The following is a 17,219-nucleotide window of genomic DNA, read 5'->3' as shown; positions in this document are numbered from 1 at the left end:
CGGCGGGTCGGAGCAGGCGCGCCCGGCGGATCAGAGCAGGCCCGCCCGGCGCAGCGCGTCGGCCATGGCGCCGTCGGCGGGCGGCTGCGACCGGCGTCCGTCCCCGCCGCCACGGCCCTCCTTCGGCCGGCGCTGCTGCGGCGGACGCCCGCCGCCGCGCTGCTGCCGCTCGCCCCCGGCCGGCCGCTCGGCGGCCTTCTCGTCCTCCAGGCGCAGGGTCAGCGAGATCCGCTTGCGCGGGATGTCCACGTCCAGGACCTTCACCTTGACGATGTCACCGGGCTTCACCACGTCCCGCGGGTCCTTGACGAAGGTCCGCGACATCGCCGAGACGTGCACCAGGCCGTCCTGGTGGACACCGACGTCCACGAAGGCGCCGAAGGCGGCCACATTGGTGACCACGCCCTCCAGGACCATCCCCGGCTCCAGGTCGGAGATCTTCTCCACGCCCTCCTTGAAACCGGCCGTCCGGAACGCCGGCCGCGGGTCGCGCCCGGGCTTCTCCAGCTCCTTGAGGATGTCGGTCACGGTCGGCAGCCCGAAGGTCTCGTCCACGAACTCCTCGGGCCGCAGCGAGCGCAGCACGGAGGTGTTGCCGACCAGCGCGGCCACCTCCTGCCCGGTGCTCTTCACCATCCGGCGCACCACCGGGTACGCCTCGGGGTGCACGCTGGAGGCGTCCAGCGGGTCGGCGCCGCCGCGGATCCGCAGGAAGCCCGCGCACTGCTCGTACGCCTTGGGGCCCAGCCTGGCCACCTTCTTCAGCTCCGCACGCGACCGGAACGGCCCGTTCTCGTCGCGGTGGCGGACGATGTTGTCCGCGAGCGTGGAGGAGATGCCCGAGACCCGGGCCAGCAGGGGGGCGGAGGCCGTGTTCACGTCCACGCCGACGCCGTTCACGCAGTCCTCGACCACCGCGTCCAGCGAACGGGCGAGCTTCACCTCGGACAGGTCGTGCTGGTACTGGCCGACGCCGATCGACCTGGGGTCGATCTTGACCAGCTCGGCCAGCGGATCCTGCAGCCGCCGCGCGATCGAGACCGCGCCGCGCAGCGACACGTCCATGTCCGGCAGCTCCTGCGAGGCGAAGGCGGAGGCGGAGTACACCGAGGCGCCGGCCTCCGACACCATCACCTTGGTGAGCTTCAGCTCCGGGTGCCTGGCGATCAGCTCGCCGGCCAGCTTGTCGGTCTCCCGGGAGGCCGTGCCGTTGCCGATGGCGATCAGTTCGACGGCGTGCCGCTCCGCCAGCCGGGCCAGCTTGGCGATCGCCTCGTCCCACCGGTTGGCGGGGACGTGCGGGTGGACGACGTCCGTGGCGACGACCTTGCCCGTGGCGTCCACCACGGCCACCTTCACGCCGGTGCGGTAGCCCGGGTCCAGGCCCAGCGTCGCCCGGGTGCCGGCCGGGGCGGCCAGCAGCAGGTCGCGCAGGTTGGCGGCGAACACCCGCACCGCCTCGTCCTCGGCGCCGGTGCGCAGCCGCAGCCTCAGGTCGATGCCCAGGTGCACCAGGACGCGGGTCCGCCAGGCCCAGCGGACGGTGTCCTTGAGCCACTTGTCGCCCGGGCGGCCGCGGTCGGCCACGCCGAAGCGGTGGGCGATGATCCCCTCGAACGAGGAAGGGCCCTCGACCGGCTCCTCCGGCTCCAGGACGAGGTCCAGGACCTCCTCCTTCTCGCCCCGCAGCAGCGCCAGCACCCGGTGCGAGGGCAGCGCGGCGAACGGCTCGGCGAAGTCGAAGTAGTCGGCGAACTTGGCGCCGGCCTCCTCCTTGCCCTCACGGACCCTGGACACCAGACGGCCCCGCGTCCACATCCGCTCGCGCAGCTCGCCGATCAGGTCGGCGTCCTCCGCGAACCGCTCGGTGAGGACGGCCCTCGCGCCGTCCAGCGCGGCCTGGGGGTCGGCCACCCCCCTGTCCGCGTCGACGAAGGCGGCCGCGGCGGCGAGCGGCTCCACCGACGGGTCCGCCAGCAGCCCCTCCGCCAGCGGCTCCAGCCCGGCCTCCCGGGCGATCTGCGCCTTGGTGCGCCGCTTCGGCTTGAACGGCAGGTAGATGTCCTCCAGGCGCGCCTTGGTGTCGGCCTCCCGGATCCGGGCCTCCAGCTCGTCGGTGAGCCTGCCCTGCTCGCGCACCGACTCCAGGACGGCGGTGCGGCGGTCCTCCAGCTCCCGCAGGTACCGGAGCCGCTCCTCCACCGTGCGCAGCTGGGCGTCGTCCAGCCCGCCGGTCGCCTCCTTGCGGTACCGGGCGACGAAGGGCACCGTGGACCCGCCGTCCAGGAGGTCCACGGCGGACCGGACCTGCCGCTCCCGTACGCCGAGTTCCTCGGCGATCCTGCCTTCGATGGACGCTGTCAGGGGTGTCGTCACGATCCCGTACCGCCTTCTGAAGCCTCGAGTTCCGCGGCAATTCTGGCAGGTCGCACCGACAGCCGGGGCCAGGGCGTGCGCGGACGCGGAAAGGGCCCGGCCGGGAGGCCGGGCCCTTTCCGCGTTCTCGGACCGTTGTGCGCGCCGTTCGCGTGCGGTCAGGCGCGGCGGCCGTGGGCCGTGGAGGAGGCGCCGCCGAACAGCCGGGCGACCGCCCGGAAGGGCAGCGTCACCACGGTGGCGATCGCGCCGGCGATCTGGCGCAGGACGTCCGCTACAGCTCGGAACACGTTGGTCACCTTCCCTCGCTCTCCCCGGCCGGAGGGCCCGCGCCGGGGAACCTACAGGTAACCGGCCCTGTCGCGGACATGCGCACTTTTTCCCGGAACGGGCCTTCCGCGGGGTCAGCGGGGCCAGGTGAAGGACGGGTCGCGGCGCTCCAGGAAGGCGGCGACGCCCTCCTCGAGATCCCTGCTCCTGCGCGCGGCCGCGGCCCAGTGGGCGTCCCGGTCGGTGCGGCCGTCCGCGAACTCCTTCGCCGCGGCCTGGGTGAGCCGCGAACGGGAGGCCAGGATCCGGGTGAACGCGGTGACCCGCGCCGCCAGCCCGCCGGCCGGCAGCAGCTCGTCCACCAGGCCCGTCCGCAGGGCCCGCTCCCCGTCGACCAGCTCGCCGGAGAACAGCAGGTACTTGGCGGCCGAAGGCCCCACCAGCGACACCAGCCGGCGGGTGGAGGAGGACGGATAGACGATGCCCAGCTTGGCCGGGGTGACCCCGAAGCGGGCGCCCTCCTCGGCGAAGCGCAGGTCGCACGCGGCGGCCAGCTGGGTGCCACCGCCCACGCAGTGACCGCGCACCGCGGCCAGCGTCGGCCGGGGGAACGCGGCCAGCGCCTCCTCCGCCTCCACGGCAAGCCGCTGCGCCACCTCCGAGGAGTCGCGCAGTCCCGAGATGTCCGCGCCCGCGCAGAAGGTGGCCCCCTCCCCGGTGAGCACCAGGACCCGCACGGCGTCGTCCGCCGCCAGTGCCTCCAGCAGTGGCGGGAGCGCCCGCCACATCGCGTTGGTCATGGCGTTGCGCCGGGCGGGATGGCTGATGACGACGGTGGCGACGCCGTCGGCGACGACGTGCGACAGATGGGGCTGCATGCGGCGGATGGTACCGGCGGTCTGGGTACTCGGACCGGCACGACGGTGCGACGGTACGACGGGCGAGGAGGCCGCGATGAGCGGGATCAGGGCGAAGGACGAACGGACGCGGATCAGCCGGAGCTTCGGCTGGCTCGCCGCCCTCGGCGTGGCGCTGGTGGTCGCCGGCGTCGTCGGTCTCGTGTACACCGGTGTGGCGACCCTCACCACCATGCTGCTGTTCGGCTGGCTGCTGCTGATCGGCGGCGCGGTCGGACTGCTGCACGCGGTGCAGGCCCGGGGCACCGGGTTCTTCTGGCTCGGCGTGGTGGTGGCCGCGCTGAACATCGCGGCCGGAGTGGTGATCCTGGTGCGCCCGGACGTGGCGGCGGTCTCGCTGACCCTCTTCGCGGCGCTGCTGTTCCTCACCGGCGGGGTGTTCCGTGTGGTGGGCAGCCTGGTGGTGCGCGGACCGCAGTTCGGCTGGACGCTGGTGCAGGGCGCGTTCGGCCTGCTGCTGGGCATCCTGGTGCTGAACTCCTGGCCGAGCGACAGCCGCTACGTGCTGGGTACCTTCTTCTCGCTGGCGCTGCTCTTCGACGGGCTGGGCCTGATCGCCACCGGCTTCGGAGGGCGCAACGTCGTGGGCATGGTGACCGAGGCGGACCGGACGGACCGCACCGATCGCACCGACCGGACGCTCGGCGGGGACGCCTACTACGCGGGCCGCTCGGACGCGGAGCGGAACGTGGACGCCGGGGAGCGGACCGGCCCGCGGGGCGAGGAGCGCCGGGGGCGGGGGGACGTTCCCCCGCATTGACCCGCATTAAGCGGAAGAGTTCGCGAAGCTTCACCGAGGCGGGCAGGAGCGGTCCCGCAACAGCCTTTGGCATACTCCGACGATCAAGAACGATCGATAACGGTCGTTTTCAGGTCACCGTCCGGGCGGAGTCCTGTCGTTTCCCACACTCGGGGGTGTGGTGACAGTCGAGCACGAGGGTGGGGACCGGACGATGGGGGACCGTGGGCACGGAGAGGATCCGGGCCCACCGGGTCCCGCGGGGGCGGCCGCGCCCCCCGGGGCGCACGCGCCCTACGAGGGCGTGTGGCGGTTCACCGCCCCCGCCGTCGACGCCTCGGTGCCGCAGGCGCGGCGGGCGGTGCGGGACCTGCTGCGGCGGCAGGGGGTGCCGGCCGCCGAGGACGTGCTCGACGGCCTGCTGCTGATCGTCTCGGAACTGGTCACCAACGCCGTACGCCACGCGGCCCTGCTGTCGCCCGTCCTGGCCGTGGAGGTGGCGGTGGGCGCGGAGTGGATCCGGGTGTCCGTGGAGGACAGTCATCCCTACCGGCCCACCGCGCTCGTCGCGGACACCGGGCAGACCGGCGGGAGGGGGCTGCTGCTGGTCCGCGAGACCACGCGCGAGTTCGGCGGCGCCTGCGAGGTGGAGCACACCGCCGCCGGCGGCAAGATCATCTGGGCGGCGCTGCCGCTGCGCCCGTTCCGTCCGTACTGAGCTTCCGTCCGTCCCGGGCACCCCGCCCGGGACGCCGCCGGGCCCCCGCGCGGGGGCGGGTCCGCCGCGGTCTACCAGCCGGCCGACGGGCCGGTCAGCTCGCGGATCGCCGGACGGGCTGCGTCGAGCACGGTCATGAACCACGCCGAGAAGGGATCCGCGGAGTGCCGCTTCTCCAGCTCCTCGGCCGTGACGAAGGCGATGTCGCCGACCTCCTCCGGGTCCGGCCCGGGCGTGCCGCTCACCAGGCCGACGAAGAGGTGGTTGAACTCCTGCTCCACCAGGCCCGAGGCCGGGTCCGGGTGGTTGTACCGCACCGTGCCCGCCTCGGCGAGCAGTGCCGGGGAGACGCCCAGCTCCTCGTGGGTGCGCCGCGCGGCGGCGGCGAAGGGGGCCTCGCCCGGGTAGGGGTGGCCGCAGCAGGTGTTCGACCAGACGCCGGGGGAGTGGTACTTGCCCAGCGCCCGCTGCTGCAGCAGGAGCCGCCCGCGGGAGTCGAAGAGGAAGACGGAGAACGCGCGGTGCAGCAGACCCGGGGCCCGGTGGGCCGCGAGTTTCTCCTCGGTGCCGATGGTCACACCGTGTTCGTCGACCAGCTCCAGCAGGATGGCCTCGTCCGTCGTCGTGTTCACAGGTGTGCTCGGCATGTCCCTAGTCTGCCGTACGCGAGCCGGTGGCGCGGTCAGACCCGGCGGTCGTCCCCCGCGCGCCGGAGCGCGTGCCAGGGGCCGTCCGGCGGATCACGCCGTGGGCGGCAAGGGCTCGGGCGGGTCACCGGGGAACCGGCGGACGGACGGCCCGCTCCGCCGGACGGACCCTGACGGCACAGGCCCGCCTCGTGCGCCGCGCGCCCCGCCGGCTCCAGCTGGAAGGCGCAGTGCGAGCAGCGCCATGCCCAGTCCCAGCGCGTCGGTGGCCATGTGCGCGGCGTCCGCCACCAGGGCCGGTGACCCCGCCGGCACCCCGCCGGTGCTCCCGGCCGCCGTCACCAGCAGCGTGGTCACCAGTGCGGCGCGCAGCCGTCCACGGTGCGCCGCCGTCACGGTCGCACCGGACCCCGCACCGTGCCCGTGACCGTGCTGGTGCCCGACCCCATGGAAACCGCCTCCCGTGAGCGCCGCCGCCCTCGGCCGACTACGTCCCGAAGCCAGGGGCAGCGTGGTGCTGAACACCGTTGTCGTATCCTCTGACCTGCGGAAACGATCCGCTGGCCGGAGGCCGCGGGACGGGCGGTGATCGCGGACGTCCGGCGATCCGATAGCCTCTGCCGACACGCCCCCGGCCACCGTGCGGGGCGAGCCACCACGTATGTCGCCGGCGCCCAGGAGCGCCGCACCCCCAGGGAGTGAGTACGGTTGCCGACCGCCATCGTCACCGGCCAGCCGGTGCCCGGATCCTCCTTGGCGGACGATCTCGGGTCCCTCGGCTTCGAGGTGCGGACCGCCGCCGACGTGGGTGAGACGGAGGCGCTCCTCGCCGCCGTCCCCGCCGACCGGCGCGTCGCCGTCGTCGACGCCCGGTTCGTGGGACACGTCCACGCCCTGCGCCTCGGCCTCACCGACCCCCGGTTCCCCGTCTCCGCGATCCCCGGCGCGGTCTCCGTGCGGCCGGAGGCGCGCCGCGCCCTGACCCGTGCCACCGCCCGGGCCAACTCCGCCGCCGTGGACGCGGGCGGCTCCCGCGCCCCGCTCGACCGCGACACGCTGGCCGACCGGCTGGCCGCCGCCGTCGAGGCCGACGGCGAGCAGGTGCACCGGCCCGACCTGGGCAGCCTGGTCGCCGCCACCCCCGGCGGCCCGGAGGCCCGGCACGCCGCCCGGGAGGCCGTCGCGGCCGTCGACGAGGAGACCGTCCGGCTGCGCTCGGCGGTGAAGGCCCGCGACGGATTCGTCACGACCTTCCTCGTCAGCCCCTACTCGAAGTACATCGCGCGCTGGTGCGCCCGCCGCGGTCTCACCCCCAACCAGGTCACCACCGCCTCGCTGGTCACCGCGCTGATCGCGGCGGCCTGCGCGGCCACCGGCACCCGCGGCGGCTTCGTCGCGGCCGGCGTGCTGCTGATCGCCTCCTTCGTCCTGGACTGCACGGACGGGCAGCTCGCCCGCTACTCGCTGCAGTACTCGACGCTCGGCGCCTGGCTCGACGCCACCTTCGACCGCGCCAAGGAGTACGCGTACTACGCGGGCCTCGCCCTGGGCGCCGCCCGCGGCGGGGACGACGTGTGGGCGCTGGCGCTGGGCGCGATGATCCTCCAGACCTGCCGGCACGTGGTCGACTTCTCGTTCAACGAGGCGAACCACGACGCCGCCGCCAACACCAGTCCCACCGCGGCCCTCTCCGGCCGGCTGGACGACCTCGGCTGGACGGTCTGGCTCCGCCGCATGATCGTCCTGCCGATCGGCGAACGCTGGGCCATGATCGCCGTCCTCACCGCGCTGACCACGCCCCGCGTCACCTTCGTGGTCCTGCTGATCGGCTGCGCCTTCGCCGCCTGCTACACCACCGCCGGCCGCCTGCTGCGCTCGGTCACCCGCAAGGCGCGCCGCACCGACCGGGCCGCCCGGGCGCTGGCCGACCTGACCGACAGCGGACCCGTCGCCGAGGCCGTGGCCCGCGTCGCCCGTCGCGTCGTTCCGTCCGGAACCGCCCCGTTCGCCGCCGCCGCGGGCGCGCTGCTCGTGGTGATCCTCGCCGCACTCTTCGGCGCCTCCTGGATCACCGCGGCCGGCGCGGCCGGCTACGCCGTGCTCTCCGGCGCGGCCGTCGCACGGCCCCTCAAGGGCGCGCTGGACTGGCTCGTTCCCCCCTTCTTCCGCGCCGCCGAGTATGGCGTCGTTCTGCTGCTGGCGGCCGAAGCCGAGGTGAACGGAGCCCTTCCCGCGGCTTTCGGGCTGGTGGCGGCGGTCGCCTACCATCACTACGACACGGTGTACCGCATCCGCGGCAACGCCGGCGCGCCCCCGCACTGGCTGGTGCGGGCGGCGCTGGGTCACGAGGGCCGCACCCTCGTGGTCGCCGTGCTCGCCGCACTGCTGACCGCGGCGCAGTTCTCGGTCTCGCTCACGGCGCTCGCCGTGGCCGTGGCCGTCCTGGTGCTCGTCGAGAGCATCCGCTATTGGGTGTCCGCCCACCGGGCCGGCGCACCCGCTGTACACGACGAAGGAGAACCCGCATGATCGGCCTCGTGCTGGCGGCAGGCGCCGGACGCCGCCTGCGCCCCTACACGGACACCCTTCCCAAGGCGCTGGTGCCCGTGGGGCCCGAGGGCCAGGAGGACAGCATCACCGTCCTCGACCTGACCCTCGGCAACTTCGCCGAGATCGGCCTCACCGAGGTGGCGATCATCGTCGGGTACCGCAAGGAGGCCGTCTACGAGCGCCGTGAGGCCCTCGAGGCCAAGTACGGTGTCAAGATCACCCTCATCGACAACGACAAGGCCGAGGAGTGGAACAACGCCTACTCCCTGTGGTGCGGCCGTGACGCCCTCAAGGACGGCGTGATCCTCGCCAACGGCGACACCGTGCACCCGGTCTCCGTCGAGAAGACGCTGCTCGCCGCCCGCGGCGAGGGCAAGAAGATCATTCTCGCCCTCGACACGGTGAAGAACCTCGCCGACGAGGAGATGAAGGTCGTCGTCGACCCCGAGAAGGGCGTCCGCAGGATCACCAAGCTGATGGACCCCGCCGAGGCCACCGGCGAGTACATCGGTGTCACCCTGATCGAGGGCGAGGCGGCGGCGGAGCTCGGCGACGCGCTGAAGACGGTCTGGGAGACCGACCCGCAGCAGTTCTACGAGCACGGCTACCAGGAGCTGGTCAACCGCGGCTTCAAGATCGACGTCGCTCCGATCGGCGAGGTCGCGTGGGTGGAGATCGACAACCACGAGGACCTGGCCCGTGGGCGGGAGATCGCGTGCCGCTACTGACGAGGCTCATTCCGTCCCCCGTCGTCGTCGACATCCGGCCGGGCGCCCTCGAGGACCTGGCCGGCGTGCTCGCCGACGAGCGGATCTCGCACTCCGGCCGGCTGGCCGTCGCGGTCAGCGGCGGCTCCGGCGCCGTGCTGCGCGAGCGGCTCGCCCCGTCGCTGCCCGGCGCCACCTGGTACGAGGTCGGCGGCGGCACGCTCGACGACGCGATCCGGCTGGCCGGCGAGATGAAGGCGGACCGCTTCGACGCGGTCGTCGGACTCGGCGGCGGCAAGATCATCGACTGCGCCAAGTTCGCCGCGGCGCGGGTCGGCCTGCCGCTGGTCGCCGTGCCCACCAACCTGGCGCACGACGGCCTGTGCTCGCCGGTCGCCACCCTGGACAACGACGCGGGACGCGGCTCCTACGGCGTGCCCAACCCGATCGCCGTGGTCATCGACCTCGACATCATCCGGGAGGCCCCGGGCCGCTTCGTGCGCTCCGGGATCGGCGACGCCATCTCCAACATCTCCGCCGTCGCGGACTGGGAGCTGGCGCACAGGGTCAAGGGCGAGAAGATCGACGGCCTGGCCGCCGCCATAGCGCGCCAGGCCGGCGAGGCGGTGCTCCGGCACCCCGGCGGCATCGAGGAGAACGGTTTCCTCCAGGTGCTCGCCGAGGCGCTGGCGCTCAGCGGCATCGCCATGTCGGTCTCCGGCGACTCGCGCCCCTGCTCGGGCGCCTGTCACGAGATCAACCACGCCTTCGACATCCTCTTCCCGCGTCGCGCCGCCAGTCACGGCGAGCAGTGCGGCCTGGGAGCGGCCTTCGCCATGCACCTGCGCGGGGCCACCGAGGAGGCCGGGCAGATGGCCGAGGTGCTGCGCCGGCACGCGCTGCCGGTGCTCGCCGAGGACATCGGCTTCTCCGCGGAGGAGTTCGTCAAGGTCGTGGAGTTCGCGCCGGAGACCCGTCCCGGCCGCTACACGATCCTCGAGCACCTCGACCTCCGGACCGACCAGATCAAGGACGCGTACGCCGACTATGCCAAGGCCATCGGTAGCTGAACTGCGACCCGTCGTCCACCCCGAAGGGGTGAAGGACCGGCGCAGCGGTGAGCACTGGGCGGGCCGCCTCTACATGCGGGAGGTCTCGCTGAGGGTCGACCGCTACCTGGTGGACACCAGGGTGACGCCCAACCAGCTCACCTACCTGATGGTGGTGGCGGGCGTCCTGGCGGGCGCGGCACTCCTGCTGCCGGGCCTCGCCGGGGCGCTCCTCGGCGCGCTGCTGATCCAGCTCTACCTGCTGCTGGACTGCGTCGACGGGGAGATCGCCCGCTGGCGCGGGCAGACCTCCGTCACCGGCGTGTACCTGGACCGGATCGGCCACTACCTCTCCGAGGCCGCCCTGCTGGTCGGGTTCGGCCTGAGGGGCGCCGACCTGTGGGACGGGTCGGAGGGTCCCGAGTGGCTGTGGGCCTTCCTCGGCACGCTGGCCGCCCTGGGCGCCATCCTGATCAAGGCCGAGACCGACCTGGTCGACGTGGCGCGCAGCCGCAGCGGCCTGGCGGCCGTGAAGGACGAGGCCGCCGCGCCGCGCTCCTCCGGCCTGGCGCTGGCCCGCCGCGCGGCGGCCGCGCTGAAGTTCCACCGGCTGGTCGGCGGCGTCGAGGCGAGCCTGTTCATCCTCCTGGTCGCGATCGCCGACCTGATCGCCGGGGACGGTCTCCTCTGGACCCGCCTCGGCATCGCCGTGCTGGCAGGCATCGCGATCCTGCAGACCCTGCTGCACCTCGTGTCCATCCTCGCCTCGAGCAGACTGCGGTGAGCGCCCCCATGAACGAATCCCTGAAGGACGCCGTGACCCAGGCCACCCCGGACGTCCCCGCCGCCGGCCCCCGGCCGGCCAAGGTCGGGGCGGTGATCATCACCATGGGCAACCGCCCCGCCGAGCTGCGCGCGCTGCTCGACTCGGTGGCCCGCCAGGAGGGCGACCCGGTCGAGGTCGTCGTGGTCGGCAACGGCGCCGCCGTGCCCGACGTGCCCGAGGGCGTGCGGACCGTCGAACTGCCCGAGAACCTGGGCATCCCCGGCGGACGCAACGTCGGCATCGAGGCCTTCGCCGCCGAGGGTACCGACGGCTATGACGTGGACATCCTGCTCTTCCTGGACGACGACGGCCTGCTGGCCCGCACCGACACCGCGGAGCTGTGCCGGAAGGCCTTCGACGCCGACCCCGAGCTGGGCATCATCAGCTTCCGGATCGCCGACCCGGACACCGGCGAGACCCAGCGCCGCCACGTCCCCCGGCTGCGCGCCGCGGACCCGATGCGCTCCTCCCGGGTCACCACCTTCCTCGGCGGCGCGAACGCGGTGCGCACCGAGGTCCTGGCCCAGGTGGGCGGACTCCCCGACGAGTTCTTCTACGCCCACGAGGAGACCGACCTCGCCTGGCGCGCCCTGGACGCCGGCTGGATGATCGACTACCGGGCCGACATGGTCCTGTACCACCCCACCACGGCCCCCTCCCGGCACGCGGTCTACCACCGGATGGTGGCCCGCAACCGCGTCTGGCTGGCCCGCCGCAACCTGCCCGCCCTCCTCGTCCCGGTCTACCTGGGCGTCTGGATGGCGCTCACGCTGCTGCGCACCCGTTCCGGGGCCGCGCTCAGGGCGTGGTTCGGCGGCTTCAAGGAGGGCTGGGCCTCCCCCTGCGGCCCCCGCCGTCCGATGCGGTGGCGTACCGTGTGGCGGCTCACCCGACTGGGCCGCCCCCCGGTCATCTGACAAGCTCGTCGGAGCGAGGACCGGGCCGGGGCCGTACCCTCGGCCCTGCCCGGTCCGTGACCGTGCCCGTCCACGGACGTGCACCCGCACGTCGGCCCATCGACACGCCGTATCCATCCGAGACAGCGAGAGTTCGAGCAGTGAGTGAGTCAACGCATGACGGCCCGGTCGCGGTGAGCCCGCGCCCGTCGCCCGACGACGGTCTGACGGCGGCGGAGCTCGCCGCCAAGTACGGCCTGTCCGTGAGCGGCGCGCGGCCCGCGATCCCGGCGTACGTGCGTCAGCTGTGGAACCGCCGGCACTTCATCGTCGCCTTCTCGCGGGCCAAGCTGGCCGCCCAGTACAGCCAGGCCAAGCTCGGCCAGCTCTGGCAGGTGGTGACGCCGCTGCTCAACGCGCTCGTCTACTACCTGATCTTCGGGCTCATCCTGAACGCGGGCCGCGGCCTGCCCAAGGACGTCTACATCCCGTTCCTGGTGACCGGCGTGTTCGTGTTCACCTTCACCCAGACGTCGGTGATGTCCGGCGTCCGCGCCATCTCGGGCAACCTCGGCCTGGTGCGGGCGCTGCACTTCCCGCGCGCCTCGCTGCCGATCTCCTTCGCCCTCCAGCAGCTCCAGCAGCTGCTGGTGTCGATGGTCGTGCTCTTCGTGGTGGTGATGGTCTTCGGCAGCCGGCCCTCGCTGTCCTGGCTGCTGATCGTCCCCGCGCTGCTGCTCCAGTTCGCCTTCAACACCGGACTGGCGCTGATCATGGCCCGGGCCGGGGCGCACACCCCCGACCTGGCGCAGCTGATGCCGTTCGTCACCCGCACCTGGATGTACGCCTCCGGCGTCATGTTCTCCATCCCGGCCATGCTCGAGGGCAGGCCCGGGTGGATCGCGGACGTCCTGCAGTGGAACCCGGCCGCCGTCTACATGGACCTGATCCGCTTCGCGCTGATCGACGGCTACGGGTCCGAGAACCTCCCGCCGCACGTGTGGGCGGTGGCCCTGGGATGGGCCGTGGTGATCCTGGCCGGCGGCTTCGTGTACTTCTGGAAGGCCGAGGAGAGGTACGGCCGTGGCTGAGCAGCACCAGGAAGCCCGCGTCCCCACGGTGATCGCGGACGAACTGCACATCGTCTACAAGGTCAACGGCGCCAGGAAGGGCAAGGGCAGCGCCACCGCGGCGCTCTCCCGGATCATGCGCCGGGGCGAGGAGCGGGGCGTGCGCGAGGTGCACGCCGTGCGCGGCGTCTCCTTCGTCGCCTACAAGGGCGAGGCCATCGGGCTGATCGGCTCCAACGGCTCCGGCAAGTCCACCCTGCTGCGCGCCATCGCCGGCCTGCTGCCCGCCGAGCGGGGCAAGGTGTACACCAACGGCCAGCCCTCCCTGCTGGGCGTCAACGCGGCCCTGATGAACGACCTGACCGGCGAACGGAACGTGATACTCGGCGGCCTCGCCATGGGCATGTCGCGTGAGCAGATCCGCGAGCGCTACCAGGAGATCGTCGACTTCTCCGGCATCAACGAGAAGGGCGACTTCATCAGCCTCCCCATGCGGACCTACTCCTCCGGCATGGCGGCCCGTCTGCGGTTCTCCATCGCGGCGGCCAAGGACCACGACGTGCTGATGATCGACGAGGCCCTCGCCACCGGCGACCGGAAGTTCCAGAAGCGCTCCGAGGCCCGGATCCGCGAACTGCGGCAGCAGGCGGGCACGGTCTTCCTGGTGAGCCACAACAACAAGTCGATCCGCGACACCTGCGAGCGGGTCCTGTGGCTGGAGCGCGGCGAGCTGCGGATGGACGGACCCACCGACGAGGTCCTCAAGGAGTACGAGAAGTTCACGGCCAAGTGACGCCGGGGCGACGGCCGCGCCGCGCCCGCCCGGCGGGCGCGGCGCGGCGTTTCCCCGCCCGGGACCGCGCTTCCGTGACGGGCGGACCCCCGTGACGACCAGCCACGCAGCGCCACGTAGGGTGGGAATCGGCGCCGCATTCACGACAAGCGCGACGAAACGGTGTATTCCTCGCACCCGGGTGCGTCGCCCCGCGAGCGGCGTGTCCGAAATAGTGCGATTTAGTTCCACGGTGTAGAACGGGAGACATGACGGCAATGGCTACGGAAGCTCCCCGACCCGCAGGGTCCGCCGTCCCCGTCCAGGGCCGCGCGTGGTGAGGCGCGCAGCGGCGCCGCGTGCCGGGGACGGCACCCTCGACAAGGCGGCCGACGAGAACTTCCCCGTGGCTCCGTTCTTCCTGCCCCGCGCCTGGCGCGAGGACCTGATGGCCGTCTACGGCTTCGCCCGCCTGGTCGACGACATCGGCGACGGCGACCTCGCCCCGGGCGGCGAGGACGCCCGCCGGCTGGGCGTCGCCCCCGCCGACGCCGGTGACCGGCTGCTGATGCTCGACGCCCTGGAGGCGGACCTCGGCCGCCTGTTCGACGGCGGCCGGGCCGGCCATCCGCTGGTCGCCGCCCTCGCGCCGACCGTCCGCCGGGCCGGTCTCACCCCCGAACCGTTCCTCGGCCTGGTCGCCGCCAACCGGCAGGACCAGCAGGTCACCCGGTACGAGACCTGGGACGACCTGCTCGCCTACTGCGCGCTGTCGGCCAACCCGGTCGGCCGCCTGGTGCTCGCCGTCACCGGCACGGCCACCCCCGAACGGATCCGCCGCTCCGACGCGGTGTGCACCGCGCTCCAGGTCGTCGAGCACCTCCAGGACGTCCGCGAGGACCTGGAACGGGGCCGGATCTACCTGCCGCTGCGGGACATGAAACGTTTTCACGTCGACGAGGCCGACCTCGCCGCGCCCACGGCCAACGCGTCCGTCCGCGCCCTGGTCGCCTTCGAGGCGGACCGCGCGCGGACACTGCTGGACGAGGGCGTGCCCCTGGTCGCGAGCGTGTCCGGCCGGCTGCGGCTGCTGCTGACCGGCTTCACCGCCGGGGGCCGGGCGGCGCTCGCCGCCGTCGCCGCCGCCGGGTTCGACGTGCTGCCCGGCCCGCCCCGGGCCGGCAGGGCCCGCCTGCTGCGCGAGGCGGGCGTGATCCTGCGAGGAAAGAGGTGATCCCGCCCGTGGACCCCGAGCGAGACGCGTCCGCGGCGGTGCTCGCCGCCTACAGCTACTGCGAGACCGTCACCGGACAACAGGCGCGCAACTTCGCCTACGGGATCCGGCTGCTGCCCGTGGCCGAACGCCGGGCCATGTCGGCGCTCTACGCCTTCTCGCGGCGCGTCGACGACATCGGCGACGGCGACCTGCCGCCCGAGGTCAAGGCGGCCCGCCTGGAGGAGACCCGGGCGCTGCTCACCCGGATCCGCGAGGGCGGGATCGACGACTACGACACCGACCCGGTGGCCGTGGCCCTGGCCCACGCGGCGAGCGTCTTCCCGATACCGCTGGGCGGACTGGACGAGCTGATCGACGGCGTGGTGATGGACGTCCACGGCGCGGCCTACGGGACCTGGGACGACCTCGCCCGGTACTGCCGGTGCGTGGCCGGGGCGATCGGCCGCCTCTCGCTCGGCGTGTTCGGCGCCGACCCGGGAGCGCCCGACGTCGAACGCGCGCCCGAGTACGCCGACACGCTCGGTCTCGCGCTCCAGCTCACCAACATCCTGCGCGACCTCCGCGAGGACGCCGAGGGCGGCCGCACCTACCTGCCGGCGGAGGACCTGGACAAGTTCGGCTGCTCGGCCGGTTTCGCCGGCCCGCTGCCGCCCGCCGGCTCCGACTTCGCCGGGCTCGTCCACTTCGAGGTCCAGCGGGCCCGCGCGCTGTTCGCCGAGGGCTACCGGCTGCTGCCCATGCTCGACCGGCGCAGCGGCGCCTGCGTCGCCGCCATGGCCGGGATCTACCGGCGGCTCCTGGACCGCATCGAACGCGACCCGGAGGCCGTGCTGAGGGGCCGGGTCTCGCTGCCCGGCCGGGAGAAGGCGTACGTCGCCGTCCGCGGCCTGTCCGGCCTGGACGCCCGCGCCGTCACCCGACGCGGCGTCAGGAGGCCTTCCTGATGGGCCTCGGGGACGACGGGCGGACCGGCGGCGGACGGCCTCCCGCGGACGGCCGCGCACGACGGAGCACCGGCCGGCCGGCGCCGTCCGGCGAAGGCGCGGGGGAGGGGGCGCGATGACCCGCACCGCCACGACCCGCGCCACCACCGCGGGCGACGCCGTCGTCGTGGGCGGGGGCCTGGCCGGCGTCACCGCCGCGCTGTCCCTCGCGGACTCCGGCGTCCGCGTCACGCTGCTGGAGGGCCGCCCCCGGCTCGGCGGCCTCGCCTTCTCCTTCCGGCGGGGCGAACTGACCGTGGACAACGGACAGCACGTCTACCTGCGCTGCTGCACCGCCTACCGCTGGTTCCTGGAACGCGTCGGCGGCGCCTCGCTCGCCCCGCTGCAGGAACGCCTCGACGTGCCCGTGGTCGACGTCGCCCGGCCGCCGGGCCGCCGGCTGGGCCGGCTGCGCCGCGACCCGCTGCCCGTGCCGCTCCACCTCGGCCGCAGCCTCACCGCCTACCCGCACCTGACGCTCGCCGACCGCGCCCGGGTGGGCCGCGCGGCCGCCGCGCTGTACCGGCTCGACCCGGACGACCCGGCCCTCGACGAGAGGGACTTCGGCAGCTGGCTCGCCTCCCACGGCCAGTCGCCGCGCGCCGTCGAGGCACTGTGGGACCTGATCGGCGTGGCCACCCTCAACGCCCGCGCCGGCGACGTCTCGCTGGCGCTGGCCGCGATGGTGCTGCGCACCGGGCTGCTCTCCGGCGCAGGCGCCGCCGACATCGGCTGGGCCCGCGTCCCCCTCGGCGACCTGCACGACCGCCTGGCCCGCCGGGCCCTGGAGGCCGCCGGCGTCCGCGTCCGCACCCGCGCCCGGGCCACCGCCCTGACCCGCCGGGAGGACGGCCGCTGGCAGGTCGCCCTCACCGAGGGCCCGGGCGGCGGGGAGACCCTCGACGCCGACGCGGTCGTCCTCGCCGTGCCGCCCCGCGAGGCCCACGGGCTGCTGCCCGGCGGAGCCGTCGAGGACGCCGGACGGCTCCTGGAGATCGGCCACTCGCCCATCCTCAACGTGCACGTCGTCTACGACCGCAAGGTCCTCGACGCGCCGTTCGTCGCCGGACTGGGCACCCCCGTCCAGTGGGTGTTCGACCGCACCGACGCGTCCGGCCTGGCCGAGGGGCAGTACCTGGCCCTGTCGCAGTCCGCCGCCCACGAGGACATCGACGCCCCGGTCGCCGGCCTGCGCGCCCGGTACCTGCCGGAGCTGGCGAAGCTCCTGCCGCTCACCCGTGGCGCCCGGGTGCGGGACTTCTTCGTCACCCGGGAACGCGCCGCCACCTTCACCCCCGCCCCCGGCGTGGGCCGGCTGCGGCCCGGCGCGCGCACCCGGCTGCCCGGACTGGCGCTGGCCGGCGCGTGGACGGCCACCGGCTGGCCCGCCACCATGGAGGGCGCCGTCCGCAGCGGCGTCACCGCGGCCGACGCCGCGCTGGCCGCCCTCGGCCGCACCCGC

General features: G+C 73.9%; 16 protein-coding genes and 1 pseudogene. 12 read left to right on the top strand and 5 right to left on the bottom strand.

Annotation, left to right across the window (positions count from 1 at the left end; all coding sequences use genetic code 11):
• Nucleotides 1-30: 30 nt before the first annotated feature.
• The 3 genes from A2U95_RS01650 to A2U95_RS01645 all read right to left on the bottom strand — a co-directional run bounded on the left by A2U95_RS01650 (nucleotide 31) and on the right by A2U95_RS01645 (nucleotide 3,524).
• Nucleotides 31-2,376 carry a Tex family protein gene (locus tag A2U95_RS01650; protein ID WP_166020464.1) on the bottom strand — a complete coding sequence of 782 codons (2,346 nt, stop codon included), beginning with the start codon at nucleotides 2,374-2,376 and terminating at the stop codon, nucleotides 31-33.
• Nucleotides 2,377-2,534: 158 nt separating this feature from the next.
• Nucleotides 2,535-2,666, bottom strand: a complete 132-nt coding sequence (locus A2U95_RS33310) for an LPFR motif small protein (protein WP_277350858.1) — start codon at nucleotides 2,664-2,666, stop codon at nucleotides 2,535-2,537.
• Nucleotides 2,667-2,780: 114 nt separating this feature from the next.
• Complete coding sequence (locus tag A2U95_RS01645; RefSeq protein WP_166020463.1) at nucleotides 2,781-3,524, bottom strand: enoyl-CoA hydratase/isomerase family protein; 744 nt, start codon at nucleotides 3,522-3,524, stop codon at nucleotides 2,781-2,783.
• Between the two features lie 76 nt (nucleotides 3,525-3,600).
• Between A2U95_RS01645 and A2U95_RS01640 the strand changes: the two genes are divergently transcribed.
• Together A2U95_RS01640 and A2U95_RS01635 are read left to right on the top strand one after the other, a co-directional pair.
• Nucleotides 3,601-4,323: an HdeD family acid-resistance protein gene (locus A2U95_RS01640; RefSeq protein ID WP_166020462.1), complete on the top strand. Its 723-nt coding sequence runs from the start codon at nucleotides 3,601-3,603 to the stop codon at nucleotides 4,321-4,323.
• A gap of 193 nt (nucleotides 4,324-4,516) precedes the next feature.
• The gene (locus A2U95_RS01635; RefSeq protein WP_166024665.1) at nucleotides 4,517-5,020 is read left to right on the top strand and encodes an ATP-binding protein; all 504 of its coding nucleotides are present in this window, start codon (nucleotides 4,517-4,519) and stop codon (nucleotides 5,018-5,020) included.
• Nucleotides 5,021-5,091: 71 nt separating this feature from the next.
• On the opposite strand, the gene idi is transcribed toward A2U95_RS01635, so the two are convergent.
• Together idi and A2U95_RS33675 are read right to left on the bottom strand one after the other, a co-directional pair.
• Entirely contained in the window at nucleotides 5,092-5,667 is a 576-nt protein-coding gene (gene idi / locus A2U95_RS01630; RefSeq protein WP_166020461.1) for an isopentenyl-diphosphate Delta-isomerase, read from the bottom strand.
• 228 nt (nucleotides 5,668-5,895) lie between these two features.
• Nucleotides 5,896-6,171 (bottom strand): annotated as a pseudogene (locus A2U95_RS33675) (cation efflux transmembrane domain-containing protein); the annotation flags it as partial.
• A gap of 204 nt (nucleotides 6,172-6,375) precedes the next feature.
• Here A2U95_RS33675 and A2U95_RS01620 point away from each other — a divergent pair.
• From A2U95_RS01620 to hpnE, 10 genes are all read left to right on the top strand, one after another.
• Nucleotides 6,376-8,196, top strand: a complete 1,821-nt coding sequence (locus tag A2U95_RS01620) for a DUF5941 domain-containing protein (protein WP_166020460.1) — start codon at nucleotides 6,376-6,378, stop codon at nucleotides 8,194-8,196.
• Nucleotides 8,193-8,945 (top strand): phosphocholine cytidylyltransferase family protein, encoded by a 753-nt coding sequence (locus tag A2U95_RS01615; RefSeq protein ID WP_166020459.1) that lies wholly within the window; start codon nucleotides 8,193-8,195, stop codon nucleotides 8,943-8,945. The genes A2U95_RS01620 and A2U95_RS01615 overlap by 4 nt, the downstream gene beginning before the upstream one ends.
• Entirely contained in the window at nucleotides 8,933-9,994 is a 1,062-nt protein-coding gene (locus tag A2U95_RS01610; protein ID WP_166020458.1) for an iron-containing alcohol dehydrogenase family protein, read from the top strand. The genes A2U95_RS01615 and A2U95_RS01610 overlap by 13 nt, the downstream gene beginning before the upstream one ends.
• The gene (locus A2U95_RS01605; protein WP_166020457.1) at nucleotides 9,972-10,757 is read left to right on the top strand and encodes a CDP-alcohol phosphatidyltransferase family protein; all 786 of its coding nucleotides are present in this window, start codon (nucleotides 9,972-9,974) and stop codon (nucleotides 10,755-10,757) included. Before A2U95_RS01610 ends, A2U95_RS01605 begins: the two co-directional genes overlap by 23 nt.
• Nucleotides 10,758-10,861: 104 nt before the next feature.
• Nucleotides 10,862-11,716: a glycosyltransferase family 2 protein gene (locus A2U95_RS01600; RefSeq protein ID WP_166024663.1), complete on the top strand. Its 855-nt coding sequence runs from the start codon at nucleotides 10,862-10,864 to the stop codon at nucleotides 11,714-11,716.
• Between the two features lie 140 nt (nucleotides 11,717-11,856).
• On the top strand, nucleotides 11,857-12,786 hold the full coding sequence (locus A2U95_RS01595; protein ID WP_166020456.1) for an ABC transporter permease: 930 nt from the start codon (nucleotides 11,857-11,859) through the stop codon (nucleotides 12,784-12,786).
• On the top strand, nucleotides 12,779-13,558 hold the full coding sequence (locus A2U95_RS01590; protein WP_166020455.1) for an ABC transporter ATP-binding protein: 780 nt from the start codon (nucleotides 12,779-12,781) through the stop codon (nucleotides 13,556-13,558). Before A2U95_RS01595 ends, A2U95_RS01590 begins: the two co-directional genes overlap by 8 nt.
• Before the next feature lie 313 nt (nucleotides 13,559-13,871).
• Nucleotides 13,872-14,771, top strand: coding sequence for a squalene synthase HpnC (gene hpnC, locus A2U95_RS01585; RefSeq protein ID WP_166020454.1), 900 nt, complete (start codon nucleotides 13,872-13,874; stop codon nucleotides 14,769-14,771).
• The gene (hpnD, locus tag A2U95_RS01580; protein WP_420857008.1) at nucleotides 14,771-15,718 is read left to right on the top strand and encodes a presqualene diphosphate synthase HpnD; all 948 of its coding nucleotides are present in this window, start codon (nucleotides 14,771-14,773) and stop codon (nucleotides 15,716-15,718) included. The genes hpnC and hpnD overlap by 1 nt, the downstream gene beginning before the upstream one ends.
• Before the next feature lie 115 nt (nucleotides 15,719-15,833).
• Nucleotides 15,834-17,219, top strand: a 1,386-nt coding sequence (hpnE, locus tag A2U95_RS01575) for a hydroxysqualene dehydroxylase HpnE (RefSeq protein ID WP_166020452.1), incomplete at its 3' end; no start/stop codon positions are given.

It is taken from the genome of Streptomyces chilikensis, from assembly GCF_001642695.1.
In the GTDB taxonomy this organism is placed as follows: domain Bacteria; phylum Actinomycetota; class Actinomycetes; order Streptomycetales; family Streptomycetaceae; genus Streptomyces; species Streptomyces chilikensis.
This window is presented reverse-complemented; position numbering and strand designations above follow the sequence as displayed.